This window comes from Megasphaera sp. ASD88 (genome assembly GCF_002287425.1).
In the GTDB taxonomy this organism is placed as follows: Bacteria; Bacillota; Negativicutes; order Veillonellales; family Megasphaeraceae; genus Megasphaera; species Megasphaera stantonii.
On record NZ_NQXW01000004.1, the window covers coordinates 74,508 to 87,643 of the forward strand.

14 protein-coding genes are annotated in these 13,136 nt (G+C 56.4%); 9 read left to right on the forward strand and 5 right to left on the reverse strand.

What is annotated here, in order from left to right:
• The first annotated feature begins 16 nt into the window (after nucleotides 1-16).
• The 9 genes from hisD (at nucleotide 17) to CJ260_RS12680 (ending at nucleotide 7,453) form a co-directional block, all read left to right on the forward strand.
• Nucleotides 17-1,309, forward strand: a complete 1,293-nt coding sequence (gene hisD / locus CJ260_RS04255) for a histidinol dehydrogenase (RefSeq protein ID WP_095629297.1) — start codon at nucleotides 17-19, stop codon at nucleotides 1,307-1,309.
• Nucleotides 1,302-2,375, forward strand: coding sequence for a histidinol-phosphate transaminase (hisC, locus tag CJ260_RS04260; RefSeq protein WP_095629298.1), 1,074 nt, complete (start codon nucleotides 1,302-1,304; stop codon nucleotides 2,373-2,375). The genes hisD and hisC overlap by 8 nt, the downstream gene beginning before the upstream one ends.
• On the forward strand, nucleotides 2,368-2,952 hold the full coding sequence (gene hisB / locus CJ260_RS04265) for an imidazoleglycerol-phosphate dehydratase HisB (RefSeq protein WP_095629299.1): 585 nt from the start codon (nucleotides 2,368-2,370) through the stop codon (nucleotides 2,950-2,952). The genes hisC and hisB overlap by 8 nt, the downstream gene beginning before the upstream one ends.
• 1 nt (nucleotide 2,953) lies before the next feature.
• The gene (gene hisH / locus CJ260_RS04270; protein ID WP_095629300.1) at nucleotides 2,954-3,571 is read left to right on the forward strand and encodes an imidazole glycerol phosphate synthase subunit HisH; all 618 of its coding nucleotides are present in this window, start codon (nucleotides 2,954-2,956) and stop codon (nucleotides 3,569-3,571) included.
• 4 nt (nucleotides 3,572-3,575) lie between these two features.
• Nucleotides 3,576-4,292, forward strand: coding sequence for a 1-(5-phosphoribosyl)-5-[(5-phosphoribosylamino)methylideneamino]imidazole-4-carboxamide isomerase (gene hisA, locus CJ260_RS04275; RefSeq protein WP_095629301.1), 717 nt, complete (start codon nucleotides 3,576-3,578; stop codon nucleotides 4,290-4,292).
• 1 nt (nucleotide 4,293) lies between these two features.
• Complete coding sequence (hisF, locus tag CJ260_RS04280; RefSeq protein WP_095629302.1) at nucleotides 4,294-5,055, forward strand: imidazole glycerol phosphate synthase subunit HisF; 762 nt, start codon at nucleotides 4,294-4,296, stop codon at nucleotides 5,053-5,055.
• Nucleotides 5,055-5,750 (forward strand): bifunctional phosphoribosyl-AMP cyclohydrolase/phosphoribosyl-ATP diphosphatase HisIE, encoded by a 696-nt coding sequence (hisIE, locus tag CJ260_RS04285; RefSeq protein ID WP_095629303.1) that lies wholly within the window; start codon nucleotides 5,055-5,057, stop codon nucleotides 5,748-5,750. The genes hisF and hisIE overlap by 1 nt, the downstream gene beginning before the upstream one ends.
• 9 nt (nucleotides 5,751-5,759) lie before the next feature.
• Nucleotides 5,760-6,878 carry an HAD family hydrolase gene (locus tag CJ260_RS04290; protein WP_198947392.1) on the forward strand — a complete coding sequence of 373 codons (1,119 nt, stop codon included), beginning with the start codon at nucleotides 5,760-5,762 and terminating at the stop codon, nucleotides 6,876-6,878.
• A gap of 89 nt (nucleotides 6,879-6,967) precedes the next feature.
• Complete coding sequence (locus CJ260_RS12680) at nucleotides 6,968-7,453, forward strand: hypothetical protein (protein WP_143747672.1); 486 nt, start codon at nucleotides 6,968-6,970, stop codon at nucleotides 7,451-7,453.
• A gap of 83 nt (nucleotides 7,454-7,536) precedes the next feature.
• On the opposite strand, the gene CJ260_RS04295 is transcribed toward CJ260_RS12680, so the two are convergent.
• The 5 genes from CJ260_RS04295 to CJ260_RS04315 form a co-directional block, all read right to left on the reverse strand.
• Nucleotides 7,537-8,178, reverse strand: a complete 642-nt coding sequence (locus CJ260_RS04295) for a bifunctional 2-keto-4-hydroxyglutarate aldolase/2-keto-3-deoxy-6-phosphogluconate aldolase (protein ID WP_233127892.1) — start codon at nucleotides 8,176-8,178, stop codon at nucleotides 7,537-7,539.
• A gap of 11 nt (nucleotides 8,179-8,189) precedes the next feature.
• Nucleotides 8,190-8,609 carry an HIT family protein gene (locus CJ260_RS04300; RefSeq protein ID WP_095629304.1) on the reverse strand — a complete coding sequence of 140 codons (420 nt, stop codon included), beginning with the start codon at nucleotides 8,607-8,609 and terminating at the stop codon, nucleotides 8,190-8,192.
• Nucleotides 8,610-8,739: 130 nt separating this feature from the next.
• Nucleotides 8,740-10,155, reverse strand: coding sequence for a glycoside-pentoside-hexuronide (GPH):cation symporter (locus tag CJ260_RS04305; protein ID WP_087477919.1), 1,416 nt, complete (start codon nucleotides 10,153-10,155; stop codon nucleotides 8,740-8,742).
• 12 nt (nucleotides 10,156-10,167) lie between these two features.
• Nucleotides 10,168-11,658, reverse strand: coding sequence for a UxaA family hydrolase (locus CJ260_RS04310; protein ID WP_095629305.1), 1,491 nt, complete (start codon nucleotides 11,656-11,658; stop codon nucleotides 10,168-10,170).
• Between the two features lie 11 nt (nucleotides 11,659-11,669).
• Nucleotides 11,670-13,133, reverse strand: coding sequence for a tagaturonate reductase (locus tag CJ260_RS04315; protein WP_095629306.1), 1,464 nt, complete (start codon nucleotides 13,131-13,133; stop codon nucleotides 11,670-11,672).
• Nucleotides 13,134-13,136: the final 3 nt, after the last annotated feature.

Here is a 13,136-nt window from a genome sequence, read left to right on the forward strand (position 1 = left end):
CGAGGGGGCATGGACAGTGGAATGGATAGAAGTTCCTGAAGAAGGGCTGACGCTGCGGCAGGTTCGGGCGATTACGGCGCGGAACCAGTCGGAAAGCGAGGCCATTCGCCAGAGAGTAGAACATATTTTGCAGGCTGTGCAGGAACGGGGCGACGAAGCCCTGAAGGAATTTACGGCCATATTTGACGGGCCCTTTCTCGATTCGTTTCTCGTAACGGAAGAAGAAATCGACGAGGCCGTCGCGGCTGTCGGATCCGACTTCATGGCTGTGTTGGAAGAGGCGGCGGCCAATATCCGGACGTATCACGAACGGCAGGTCGAGACGACGTGGATGGATACGTTCCGCCCCGGCGTGCGTTTAGGGGCGAAGTTTACGCCGATACAGCGCGTCGGCGTGTATGTCCCCGGCGGCACGGCGGCCTATCCGTCGACGGTGCTCATGGATATCATCCCGGCTCACGTGGCCGGCGTGCCGTCTATTGCCGTCTTTACGCCGCCCAAGAAGGACGGCTCCGTCAATCCCTATATTTTGGCGGCGGCCCGCGTCGCCGGCGCGACGGAAATCTACAAGGCCGGCGGAGCCCAAGGCGTCGCCGCGGCGGCCTTCGGTACCGAGTCCATCCCGCCGGTCTTTAAAATCGTCGGGCCGGGCAACGCCTACGTAGCCATGGCCAAGCGCCTCGTCTTCGGTACCGTCGGCATCGACATGATCGCCGGGCCGAGCGAGGTCGGCGTGCTGGCTGACGATACGGCCAATCCCGTTTGGGTGGCGGCGGACCTGCTGGCCCAGGCGGAACACGACGCGCGGGCGGCGGTCTTCCTCGTCACGCCGAGCCGCGCCTTGGCGGAAAAGGTAGAAGCAGAAGTCCGTCGGCAGCTCGACGAATTGCCGCGGCGGGATATTGCTGCGCCGTCAGTGGAGCAGTACGGAAAGATTTTTGTGACGAAGGATATGAACCAGGCCGTCGAGGTCATGAATCTCATCGCGCCGGAGCATTTGGAGCTGGATACAGCCGACGCCGAAGCTCTGGCCGGAGATATCGTCAACGCCGGTGCGATTTTCATCGGCCCCTATACGCCGGAGCCCATCGGCGACTACTTCGCCGGGCCGAACCATACCTTGCCGACGATGGGGACAGCGGCCTTTTCGTCGCCTCTGGGCGTGTACGATTTCGTCAAGCGCAGCAGCCTGCTGCAGTACGATAAGGAAGCCTTTGAAGCCGTCGCGGAAAAAGTCATGGCCTTTGCTAATGTCGAAGGCCTGCAGGCCCACGGGCTGGCTGTAAAGAGGAGGATGGAGCATGAATAAAGAATGGCTGCGCCGGACGATACGCTCCTTTGAGCCCTACGTCGTCCCGGAAATCAAGGAGCGCACCGTCATCAACGCCAACGAAAGTCCTTATAATATATTTGATTTTCCTGAAGTGAAGGCGGAATTTTTGACCCGCCTGAGCCAAACGCCGTCGTATCACTATCCCGATCCTTTCGCCGAGGAGCTGCGGGCGGCCTTGGCCGAATACGTGTCGTGCCGGCCTGAGGAAGTCCTCGTCGGCTGCGGCGGCGATGAAATCATCAGCATTATTGCCAATACCTTTTTGAACGAAGGCGATACAGTTCTCGTCCACGGGCCGACCTTCGACATATACGGCATCGACGCCCAAATCGTCGGGGCCAAGGTCGTAGAGATTCCCGATTTGCCGGGCTTTACGCGCGACAGGAAGTCCTTGCTGCAGGCTGTACAGGAGCTGCAGCCGAAGCTGACGGTACTCTGCAATCCCAATAACCCGACAGGCGAGCTCCTGCCCCTGTCGTTCTTGGAAGCGGTCTTACAGGCCTCGCCGAATCCTGTCGTCGTCGACGAAGCGTATATCGAATTTGCCGGCAGCGACAGCATCATTACTAAATTGGCCGATTACGACAACCTCATCGTCATCCGCACCTTGTCCAAGGCCTTCGGGCTGGCCGGCGTCCGCGTCGGCTACGCCGTGGCGCAGAAGGATGTCATCGACGCCTTGTCGCTGGTCAAGCTGGTCTACAATGTAGGTAATTTAGCGCAGATTGCGGCGCTGGCGGCCATGAAATACCGCGATGTGATATTGGCCCATAACATCCCGCCGACCATTGCCGCCCGCGAGTACCTGACGGCGGAGCTGAAACGGATAGACGGCGTCACCGTATACGACAGCGTGACCAACTTCGTCCTCATCCGGGTGCCTGACGGGCCGGCCGTCGTCAATGCCTTGAAGAAGGCCGACATCTGCGTACGCTTTTACAAGGCCGCGGCCCTGCAGAACTGCCTGCGCATTACCGTTACGACGAGGGACGTCGTACAAAGAGTTGTCGAAGTGATTCGAAAGGAGGTCGGCCATGCGTAGCGCCCAGATAGAACGGGAAACGGCGGAAACGCAGATTGCCCTTTCCCTCAACATAGACGGTACGGGGACCTTTGCCGGCACGACGGGCATCGGCTTTCTCGACCACATGATGAATTTGCTGGCCTGCCACGGCGGCATGGATATTACCCTCCACGTCCACGGCGATTTGGACGTAGACACCCATCACACTGTGGAGGATCTGGCTATCGTATTGGGCGGCGCGCTGGCCCAGGCCTTGGGCGACAAAAAGGGCATCCGCCGCTACGGCATGTTTTACTGCCCCATGGACGAAGCCCTGACCCGCGTCGTCGTCGACCTGAGCGGACGGCCCTATCTGGTATACGACGTGAAGCTGAATGTCGAGCGCATCGGCGCCTTCGAGACGGAAATGCTGAAGGAATTTCTCTACGCCTTATCCGTCCACGGCCGCATGAACCTGCACGTGATGAATCTCTACGGCGAAAACGCCCACCACATCGTCGAATCGGTTTTCAAGGCCCTCGGCCACGCCCTGCGCGAAGCCGTGTCGCTCAGCGGCGACGAGTCGGCCGTCTTGTCTACGAAGGGGGTGCTGTAGCGTGAAGGTAGCTGTTATCGATTACGAAGTTGGCAATTTGGCCAACGTGTACAACGCCTGGAAGCGTCTGGGCGTGTCCGTCGACATTACCCGCGACCCGGCGGTCATCCGGCAGGCCGATTTCATCGAGCTGCCCGGCGTCGGGGCTATTCGCGACGCCATGGCGAACCTGAAGAAATTTGAGCTCATTCCCGTACTGGAAGAACAGGTCCGGGCGGGCAAGTTTTTCATGGGCGTGTGCCTGGGCATGCAGGCTTTGTTTGAAAAGGATTACGAAGGCGGCGAATACGACTGCCTTGGCTTTTTGCCCGGCGATATCGTGCCGTTCCGCACGACGCTGAAGGTGCCTCATATGGGCTGGAACGAGCTGGAATTCCGCGGCAGCCATTGGCTGCAGAAAGGACTGCCGGCTCATCCCTACGTGTATTTCGTCCATTCCTATCATAAATCGCCGGCCGATTCGCCCGACGTCATCGCCACGGCCGACTACGGGCAGGCCGTGCCGGCTATCTGCGGCCGGGACAACGTCTTGGGATTTCAGTTCCATCCCGAAAAAAGCGGCCCCGTAGGGGCGCGGCTCCTGCAGAATGTCATTGCGTACGTACAAGAGAAAGGATGAGACTATGATCGTATTTCCGGCGATAGATATACAAGGCGGCAAGGTCGTCCGCCTGCGCCAGGGCGTGAAGGAAGACAGCACGACTTACTTTGACGACCCCGTAGAGACGGCCGTCAAGTGGCGCGACGAAGGGGCTATGTTCCTGCACGTCGTCGATTTGGACGGCGCTTTTTCCGGCGATCGCCGCAACGCCGACGTCATCGGCCGCATCTGCGACGCCGTTGACATTCCCGTCCAGGTAGGCGGCGGCATCCGCAGCGAAGAAGCGATTGAAACGTATTTGGAAGAAGGGGTCAACCGGGTCATCATCGGCTCCAAGGCCGTAGAAGACGCCGCCTTTATTACGGACATGGCCAAGAAATACGGCTCGGCCCTGGCCGTTTCCATCGACGCCAAGGGCGACATGGTGGCGACGCGGGGCTGGGTAGACGGCAGCGATAAGGAAGTCCTGCCCTTTGCCCATTTCCTCTTGTCCATCGGCGTCAACACCATCGTGTACACCGACATCAGCCGCGACGGCATGCTGACGGGGCCGAACATGGAAATGCTGTCCCTGCTGCAGCAGCTGCCCTTCATCCGCCTCATCGCCTCAGGCGGCGTGAGCGGCATCGACGATTTGAAGCAGCTCCAGGCCATGAAGGTCTACGGGGCTATTACGGGGAAGGCCTTGTACGAGGGGAAAGTCACAATGGCTCAAATCCGGGCGTTAGGGGGAATGTAGGATGCTGGCCAAACGAATCGTACCGTGCCTGGACGTGCGCGACGGCCGCGTCGTCAAGGGCAAGCAGTTTAAAAACATACGCGACGTAGACGACCCGGTAAAATTAGGAAAATATTACTCAGAGCAGGGAGCCGACGAGCTCGTCTTCTACGATATTACGGCGACTCATGAAAGGCGGAATATCTTCATCGATGTCGTCCGGGCCGTTGCCGAAGCCATAGATATTCCCTTTACGATCGGCGGCGGCATCGCCAGTATCGACGATTTCCATCAGGTACTGCGGGCCGGGGCCGACAAGGTGTCGGTCAATTCGGCGGCAGTGATGCGGCCCGACCTCATCCGCGAGGCGGCGCTGCGCTTCGGCAGCCAGTGCGTCGTCTTGTCCATCGACGCCAAGCGCGACGGCCGCGACAGCTGGCAGGTATACGTTGAAGGAGGCCGGAAAAATACGGGCATCGACGCCGTGGCCTGGGCAAAGCAGGGCGTGGCCTTGGGGGCTGGGGAAATCTGTATCAATTCCATGGATGCCGACGGGGAAAAGGCTGGTTTTGACTTAGAATTGAACCGGCGGCTGGCGCTGGAACTTCCCGTGCCGATCATTGCATCCGGCGGGGCCGGGACGATGGAAGATTTCAAGCGGGTCTTTGACGTCGGCGTCGACGCGGCCCTGGCAGCGTCGGTCTTTCATTTCGGACAAATCCCCCTTCCGGAGCTGAAGAAATACCTGAAAGAACAGGGCGTTGCCATGAGAGGAGCAGAATAGTGGAAACAGTAGGTTTGACAGATGTAAAATTTGACGACAAAGGCCTCGTGCCGGCCGTCGTGCAGGAAGGGCGGAGCGGCAAGGTCCTCATGGTAGCCTATATGAACGCCGAGTCGCTGCAGAAGACCGTTGAAAGCGGCGAAACGTGGTTTTACAGCCGCAGCCGGCAGGAGCTGTGGCATAAGGGCGAAACGTCGGGCCATTTCCAGAAGGTACGGGATATCTTTGTCGACTGCGACGCCGACACGCTTCTGGTCGTCGTAGACCAGATCGGCGCGGCCTGCCATACGGGCAGCAAGTCGTGCTTCTTCCGCCGCCTCGGCGGCTGGGACGGGACGTATGCGGGCAGCCTGTCTATGCTGTCCGATTTGCGCGACGAAATTGAAGAAAAGAAGATTCATCCGACGGAAAAATCGTATACGGCCTATTTGCTCCAGACCGGCATGGATAAGATCTGCAAGAAAATCGGCGAAGAGTCGGCGGAGGTCATCATTGCCGCCAAAAACGCCGCTGTCGGCGACGGAGACGACTTGCGCCTGGAAGTATGTAAAGAATCGGCCGATTTGCTCTATCACTTATCCGTATTGTGGGAGGCGGCCGGCGTCAGCGTTAACGACGTCATGGCCGTATTGGAAGAACGGTCCCACGTCAAGGGCAACAAGAAAACGGTCGGTCATTTAGATAAGACCTTTTAAGGAGTAGTTATGAAAACTATTATTTTCGACGTAGACGGCGTGCTTCTCAGCGAAAAACGCTATTTTGACGTATCGGCCCTGACTGTATGGGAATGGTACTATAGTCCGTCGTTTATGAATCTGGGCCATGAGCAGGTCAGGACGGGGCTGACGGACGAAGAAATCGACGCCTTGCGGGCCCGTTTTTGGCTCGACGATGCCATCTTGATTTGGCTTAAAAAGCACGGCGTCAACAGCAACTGGGATATGACCCATGCCCATATCGCGGCGACACTGTGGATGTTGTTAGAGCAGTACAAGGCTGATGGCCATTTGCTGACTGATATTGTTATAGAATCAATGGCCGATGTCCGCGCCTTGGGCCAACGGCTGCAAGGGTATGCCGTTCCCGATGCTGCGGCGGTAAGGGAACGCCTGGTCAACGCTGTGCCGGACGAGGCGGGAAAGGACGACGTATTCGCCTGCTTGACGGCAGCCATAGAATCTTCATTAGGTACGGCTGCGCCGTGGTCGCACCTCGATTCCGCCCTGTGGCAGCTTCATTTCGAAGCTTTCCAGGAGTGGTATTTTGGAGATGAATTGTATGAACAAACGTATGGAAAAGCTCCCTATGCGCCGGGCAAAGAAGGCTTTCTGCGCCGCGAAGTTCCCTTGGGAACTGCCGAGGGCATACGACGCATGTTTCAGGAACTGAAGCGCCGAGGCTACCGGCTGGCCGTCGCTACGGGCCGGTCGCGCATGGAGACGGCCGTGCCTTTTGCGGCCTATCATTGGGATGAAGAATTTGATCCCCGTCACGTGGCGACCTATACGGATGTAGACGAAGCATCGAAGATGCTGGGCTTGTCCCTCGACAAGCCAAATCCTTTCGCTTATTATGCCGGAGCCTTCGGCACCTATCCCGAACGGTATGCCGAGTACGTCAGCCGTCCCGACGATTTCAAGGACGGCGAGTACTATATTGTCGGTGATTCCATGGCCGACATCTGGTGCGCCAAAGCCATGGGAGCCGTCATGATCGGAACGCTTACGGGACTGGACGGCCCGGCGGCGCGGGCTATGTTCGAAGCGGAGAAGGCCGATTACATTGTCGATTCTGTTGAAGATATATTGAATATATTAAAATAATACCCTATTTAAGAATAATAGAGTTGATCATTTTTCTAATGCATTTTCTATGTATTTATATCTGGCCATTGATAGTGAGGTGAGAGACGATGGTGAAAAGAATCGTTTTTCTTTGTTGCGCTTTTTTTCTAATGGTAAGTGGAATTTGTTTTGCTAGAACTTCTGTAACAATAAATAAAAATGAAGGATACTCTCCATATAACGGTTGGGTCATGGCTGATATGACTTTAGAAAACGGACTGGTTTCTAAAAATGCTGCATACTCTATGCGTGTATTTAAAGATTTTGGGTTAATTCCTGTAGCTTATTGTAGTTCGGGAGGTTCTCATTTAGGATCTTATGTGATTTTTTATGTAAATCCCTATAACAATTGCTTAATTGTTGGAAAAGGAGGGATGGCTTCGCATGGAGATATTTATTCTTCTGATTTAAATCCATTTAAATATACGGGAAATTTTGTTTATGGAACAGATCTTGTAGAATATAAGGACCTGTATAGAAAGGTAATTGATACAGCAAAACAAGAATTTTATAAATATCAAAAACAAAATTCACGTTTAGAAGAAACTAAGTAAAAACAGGGACTGGCACGTGTTTATGTGTGCCAGTCCCTGCTTGCTGAGAGAGAGAAAATATATAAAGGAATGTGGTATCGGAATTATTGACGAGCCGCTTTGACGGAAGCGATGAATTTTTTAGCCGCTTCGGTGATTTCAGCCGGCGTTTTTCCGCCGCCTGTAAGCGCTCCGCCTGCGCCGACAGCTACACAGCCAGCTTTGATCCATTCGCCGGCGTTTTCGGCGTTGACGCCGCCTGTCGGCATGAGAGAAGCTTGGGGAATGGGGCCGTGGATGGCTTTGATCGCTTTCATGCCCAAAATTTCGCCCGGGAAGATCTTGATGACATCGGCGCCGGCTTCAAGAGCTGCGATGACGCCGTTGAGGGTCGTCGTGCCGGGCATGACGGCGATGCGGTAGCGGTTGCACAGCTTGACCGTTTCCAAATCGAAGGCCGGCGAAACGATGAACTGCGCGCCGTTTAAGATGGCGATGCGGGCCGTGACGGCGTCGAGGACGGTGCCGGCGCCGATGACGACGTCGGGGTTATCGGCATATTTCTTGGACAACGCGGCGATGACTTCATGAGCCTGAGGCGTCGTGAAGGCCAATTCGATAATCGTGACGCCGCCGGCGATGCAAGCGTCGGACATAGCCATGGCTTCTTCCGCGTCTTTGCCGCGAATGACGGCGCAAACGCCGACTTCCTGAATTTTCTTTACTACGTCGATCTTATCCATCATGTGAGTTCCTCCTATACATTCTGCTTGATCTTTTCAATCATGTCTGCGTATTCTTCGTCGGTCAGGAAGACGCGCTGCGGGTTCATCTCGAAGGTCGTGTTCCATTCGAACTGGTCCTTGTACTTCGGCACGAGGTGGACGTGCAGGTGACAGCCCGTGTCGGCGTAGGAGCCGTAGTTGACCTTGTCAGGATGAAAGGCCGCGTGAATGGCCTTGGCGGCGCGGGCTACGTCGTCATAAAAGGCATGTCGTTCTTCGGCGCTCATGTCGGTCATTTCGCTGATGTGGTCCTTATAGGCGACGATGCAGCGGCCGGGATGGCTCTGTTCCTTGAATAAGATGAGCATGCTGACGGACAAGTCGCAGATGTAGATGCCGAACTTCGCCAGCGGCTCGCCTTTTACGCAATATCCGCAGTGGGTGTCGATCATAACCAATCTCCTCCTATGGATACAAAGAATACGGGAAGGCCGGCGAATGCGGCGTCGGCCCTTCCTGTATAAACTTGTATACTAGTATTATATCAGATAGTTCCCAATAATTTCAATCTATTTTCCAAGATTATTCGATGGTGCCGTGTTCCCATTTGCCGTTGTTCAGGTCTTCGGCAATCTGTTTGAATTTGTCGTCTGTCAAACCGTAGAAGAAGTACAGGATGATGGCGGCAATGCCGAGGGCGACGCCGGGGTACAAGGTCATGGCGGCCTTGATGCCCGTCAGGGTCATTTCGCTCTGTACGGCGTTGGCTACATAGCCCGTGAGGACCAGGATGCCCGAGCTTACGATAGCGGCGATGGCCTGGGCGATTTTGCGGGAGAAGTTGAAGGCCGCGTAGGTAATGCCTTCTTTACGGATGCCGTTGTGCCATTCGCTGTAGTCGATGACGTCGGAGACGAAGGCCCACGTAATGCCGTTCGGAATCGCCAGGGCGACATAGCCGATAGTGACGAGGATGATGAAGGAATAGAGGTTCGTCGGGATGACGAAGTTCAGAATGTCTGCCGCGCAGCCGATGAGCAGGCCGCCGATGGCTGTCTTTTTCTTGCCGAACATCTTTACCAGCTTCGGAATGAGCAGGATGCCGATGACCGAGCAGCCCATCATGATGCCGTTGACGACAGGCTGCAGGCCCATGTGGCCCAGGTTATACTGGCAGAAGAAGATCATCATCTGGTTGTTCGTATTCATGGCGGAAATCGTGAATAAGGTCATCAAGATAATGCACAATAACGGCTTGTTGGTAAATACGATTTTGATGTAGTCCGAGAATTTCGCTTTCTGTTCCTTCGCCGTATTTCTCTTGACGGGAACGTGTTCGTGACAGTTGAAGTAGCAGATGGCAAAGCCGAGGACACCGACGACAGCCATGACGATGGAAGCTACGAAGAAGCCGTGATGGGGCTGGTCAAAGAGCAGTACGATGGGGACGAAGGCGATGCCCGTAATGAGCTGGGCCCCGATGGAGCCGGCCTGACGGGTCGTAGCCATCTGGCTTCGTTCTTCGACGTCGCGGGTCATGACGCTGGCTAACGATGCGTAGGGGATATTTGTGAAAGAATAAACCAGGCCCCAGGCCATGTAAGCGCCGTAGGCGAAGAGGATTTTGCCGGCTGTGGAAATTTCCGGCATCGTAAAGGTAATGACCGTGAGGATAGCGAGGATGATGCTGGAAATCATCATGACCGGGCGGAATTTGCCGCGGGGGCCGATGTTTTTGCGGCTGTCGATAGCCGAACCGGCGATAGGATCCATGAAGGCGTCGAAGATCTTCGTGAAGGCGAAGATCCCGGCTACGGCGCCGGCGGGGATAGTGCAGACGTCGATCCAGTATTTCGTCAAATAGGCCTGGCCCAAGTCGAACATGAAGCCGTTCCCAAAATCGCCGAAGCCGTAACAGATTTTTTCACGCCACGACAGTTTGACGTGGCCCGTTTTGGCGGCGTCCGTTCCGACGGCCGCCGTTGCTTGTTCGCTCATAATAGTTCCTCCTTATAAGGTAACGCCGTTCTTAAAGATAGCCAATTCGTGCTTGTCCAGTTTTTCCGACTTGGCGTGGATCTTGCCTGAGGCGACGTCGAGGATGTACTGGAAAAAACGGTCTGCTATACTATCCTTTGCTTCGCCTTCCGTTATTGTTCCGGCGTTGAAGTCTATCCAATTTGTTTTAAATCCGGCCAATTTGCTGTTGCTGGAAATCTTAATGGTCGGTACGGGGCAGGCGAAGGGCGTGCCCCGGCCTGTCGTGAACAGGACCATGTGGGCTCCCGCCGCGGCAAGGGCGTTGGACGCGACTAAGTCGTTGCCCGGTGCCTGCAGAAGGTTCAGCCCTTTTTTGACGGCCCTGTCGCCATAGGACAATACGTCTTCGACGATGGCCCGGCCGCCTTTCTGGACGCAGCCCAGGGATTTGTCTTCCAGCGTCGTAATGCCGCCTGCCTTGTTGCCTGGCGACGGGTTTTCGTTTACCTTTTCGCCGTAGCTCATGAAGTATTCTTTGAAATCGTTGATCAAGGAGACGGTCTTATCGAATACTTCCTCGTCGCGGGCCCGGTTCATGAGCAGCGTTTCGGCGCCGAACATTTCCGGCACTTCCGTCAGGATCGACGTGCCGCCGGCCGCGACGAGGCGGTTGGAAATTTCTCCGACCAGGGGATTGGCCGTAATGCCGGACAACCCGTCGGAGCCGCCGCATTTCAAGCCGATGGTCAGGAGCGACGCGTCGCAGGGCTGGCGGTAAAACTGGTCGGCATAGGCGCACAATTCCTTGACAATAGCGGTTCCGGCGGCGATTTCGTCTTCTACGTCCTGGCAGACGAGGAATTTTACCCGATCGGGGTCGTACTCGCCGATGACCTCTTTCATGAGGTCGACCTGGTTGTTTTCGCAGCCCAGGCTCAGGACGAGGACGGCGCCGGCGTTGGGGTTGTGGACGAGGCCGCTCAGCACCTTCTGCGTATGGAGCTGGTCGTCGCCGAGCTGGGAGCAGCCGTGGGGATGGCTGTAGGCGTAAATGCCGTCGATGCGTTCCGTTTTAAACGGCTGGGACGCCTCTTCGATGGCCCGGGCGATGCCGTTGACGCAGCCTACTGTCGGGATAATCCACACTTCGTTGCGGATGCCTGCCGTGCCGTCAGGACGCTTGTAGCCGAGAAATTCGTAGGTCTTGTCCGTCGTCAGTTCCCGGCGGTCGGCTTTTTCCGGCTCGTAGGTGTAATGGAGCAGGTCGCCGAGCTTGCTCTGTACGTTGTGCGTGTGAACCCAGGCCCCGGCGGGAATGTCTTCCTTGGCCGTGCCGATGGGAAAGCCGTATTTGACGACGTCCTGCCCCTTGGCGATGGGGACGACGGCGAGTTTATGGCCTGCCGGAATATCGTCCAAGACGGTCAAGGTCGTATTCCCGACCGTAACGGTTTCGCCTTTAGAGACGGGGGTTACGGCGACGGCTACGTTGTCTTTTTCGTGTATCTTAAATACTGCCATAGTCTGTCTCCTCATGCGTCCCGGCCCAGCTCTTCGATGTGGGCTTTTACGCCGACTTCAGCCATGCGGTCGATGTGGGCCGTCACGGCGTCGGCAAATCCGGCGATAGCCGTCAGATTTTCGCCCCAGAAATCGCTGCGGCTCATGACGGCCCGTACGTATTCGGCTGTCGCCTTGGCGGCGTTTTCCTTGATGAAGGCTAGCTTTTCGGCGTCGTCGTGGATTTCATAGGTGTTGCCGGCGGCGCGGGCGCCGATGAGGCAGCCGTCGCCTTCTTCTGTCGAGCGGTAGAAGGCCAGCAGGGCCGCTAAGGAATAGGTCAGCCATTTCGGCAGCTTGCCCGTGGCGGCGACGCTGTCCTTGAAGGTCGGCAGGATGCGGCCCTTCCATTTGGAAATGGAGTTGAGGGAAATAGCTAGCAGGGCGTGGTTGACGAAGGGGTTTTCAAAACGTTCGTATACGGCCTTGGCGAAGGCTTCCGCCTTTTCCCGCGGCAAGTCGACAGTCGGCACGATTTCCCCGAACACCGTCTGGTCCAGAGAGCGGCGGACGACGGGGTCGGCCATGCACTGGCCGACGTAATCGAGGCCCGACAGGTAGGCGCCGAGGACCATAGACGTATGAGCGCCGTTCAGGATGCGGACTTTCTGTTCTTTAAAGGCTTGGATATTATCGGTAAATTCGACGTGGAATTTGTCGGAGCCGATGGTAAATTTGTCAGCTAAGGACGGGTCGCCGATGACCCAGAGGGAGAACGGCTCGGCCTGGTCGAGGAGGGCGTCTTCGTAGCCCAGCTCTTCCTGAATGGCGTCGATATTGCCGGCCGGATAACCTGCGACGATGCGGTCGACGAGAGTGTCGACGAAGCGGCAGGCCGAAGCGAGCCAGGCGGTAAAGGCGTCGTCTAAGTTCCACAGGGCGGCGTATTGGAGGACGCAGCTTTTGAGGAGCTGGCCGTTGTCGTCGTTTAATTCTGTCGGCACCATGACCAGGCCCTTCTGTATGTCGCCTTGATAATAGGTATACCGTTCGTAGAGGAACTTCGTCAGCTTGGCCGGGAAGGTCGACGGCGGGCAGTCGGAGAACTGGTCGGCTTCGTTGTATGCGATGCCGGCGTCGGTCGTATTGGAAATGACGAATTCCAGGGCGTCTTCATGAGCCAGGGCCATGAAGGCGTCGTATTCGTCGCGGGCGCTGATGACCGAATCGATAGAGGTTATGACGCGGTTTTCCTTATATACCTGGCCGTCCTGCTGGCCGCGCAGGCAGACGGTGTAGATGTTGTTCTGCTTGGCAAAGCGGTCCGTCTTGCCCGAGCGGGGCAGGATGACGGCGATGTTGCCGTTAAAGTGGTTTTCTTCGTTGGCGATGTCGACGGCGTAGTCGGCAAAGGCCCGGAGGAACACGCCTTCGCCGAACTGCAGTATCTTAACCGGGCGGGACGGGCGCGTATAGAGTTCGCTTACATTTTTCATAGG

What these genes read in the sequence shown, in the direction of transcription:
- hisC (WP_095629298.1), top strand. Translation starts at nt 1,302, where the DNA reads ATGAATAAAGAATGGCTGCGCCGGACGATACGCTCCTTTGAGCCCTAC.
- hisB (WP_095629299.1), top strand. Translation starts at nt 2,368, where the DNA reads ATGCGTAGCGCCCAGATAGAACGGGAAACGGCGGAAACGCAGATTGCC.
- hisA (WP_095629301.1), top strand. Translation starts at nt 3,576, where the DNA reads ATGATCGTATTTCCGGCGATAGATATACAAGGCGGCAAGGTCGTCCGC.
- hisF (WP_095629302.1), top strand. Translation starts at nt 4,294, where the DNA reads ATGCTGGCCAAACGAATCGTACCGTGCCTGGACGTGCGCGACGGCCGC.
- CJ260_RS04290 (WP_198947392.1), top strand. Translation starts at nt 5,760, where the DNA reads ATGAAAACTATTATTTTCGACGTAGACGGCGTGCTTCTCAGCGAAAAA.
- CJ260_RS12680 (WP_143747672.1), top strand. Translation starts at nt 6,968, where the DNA reads ATGGTGAAAAGAATCGTTTTTCTTTGTTGCGCTTTTTTTCTAATGGTA.
- CJ260_RS04295 (WP_233127892.1), bottom strand. Translation starts at nt 8,178, where the DNA reads ATGATGGATAAGATCGACGTAGTAAAGAAAATTCAGGAAGTCGGCGTT.
- CJ260_RS04300 (WP_095629304.1), bottom strand. Translation starts at nt 8,609, where the DNA reads ATGATCGACACCCACTGCGGATATTGCGTAAAAGGCGAGCCGCTGGCG.
- CJ260_RS04305 (WP_087477919.1), bottom strand. Translation starts at nt 10,155, where the DNA reads ATGAGCGAACAAGCAACGGCGGCCGTCGGAACGGACGCCGCCAAAACG.
- CJ260_RS04310 (WP_095629305.1), bottom strand. Translation starts at nt 11,658, where the DNA reads ATGGCAGTATTTAAGATACACGAAAAAGACAACGTAGCCGTCGCCGTA.
- CJ260_RS04315 (WP_095629306.1), bottom strand. Translation starts at nt 13,133, where the DNA reads ATGAAAAATGTAAGCGAACTCTATACGCGCCCGTCCCGCCCGGTTAAG.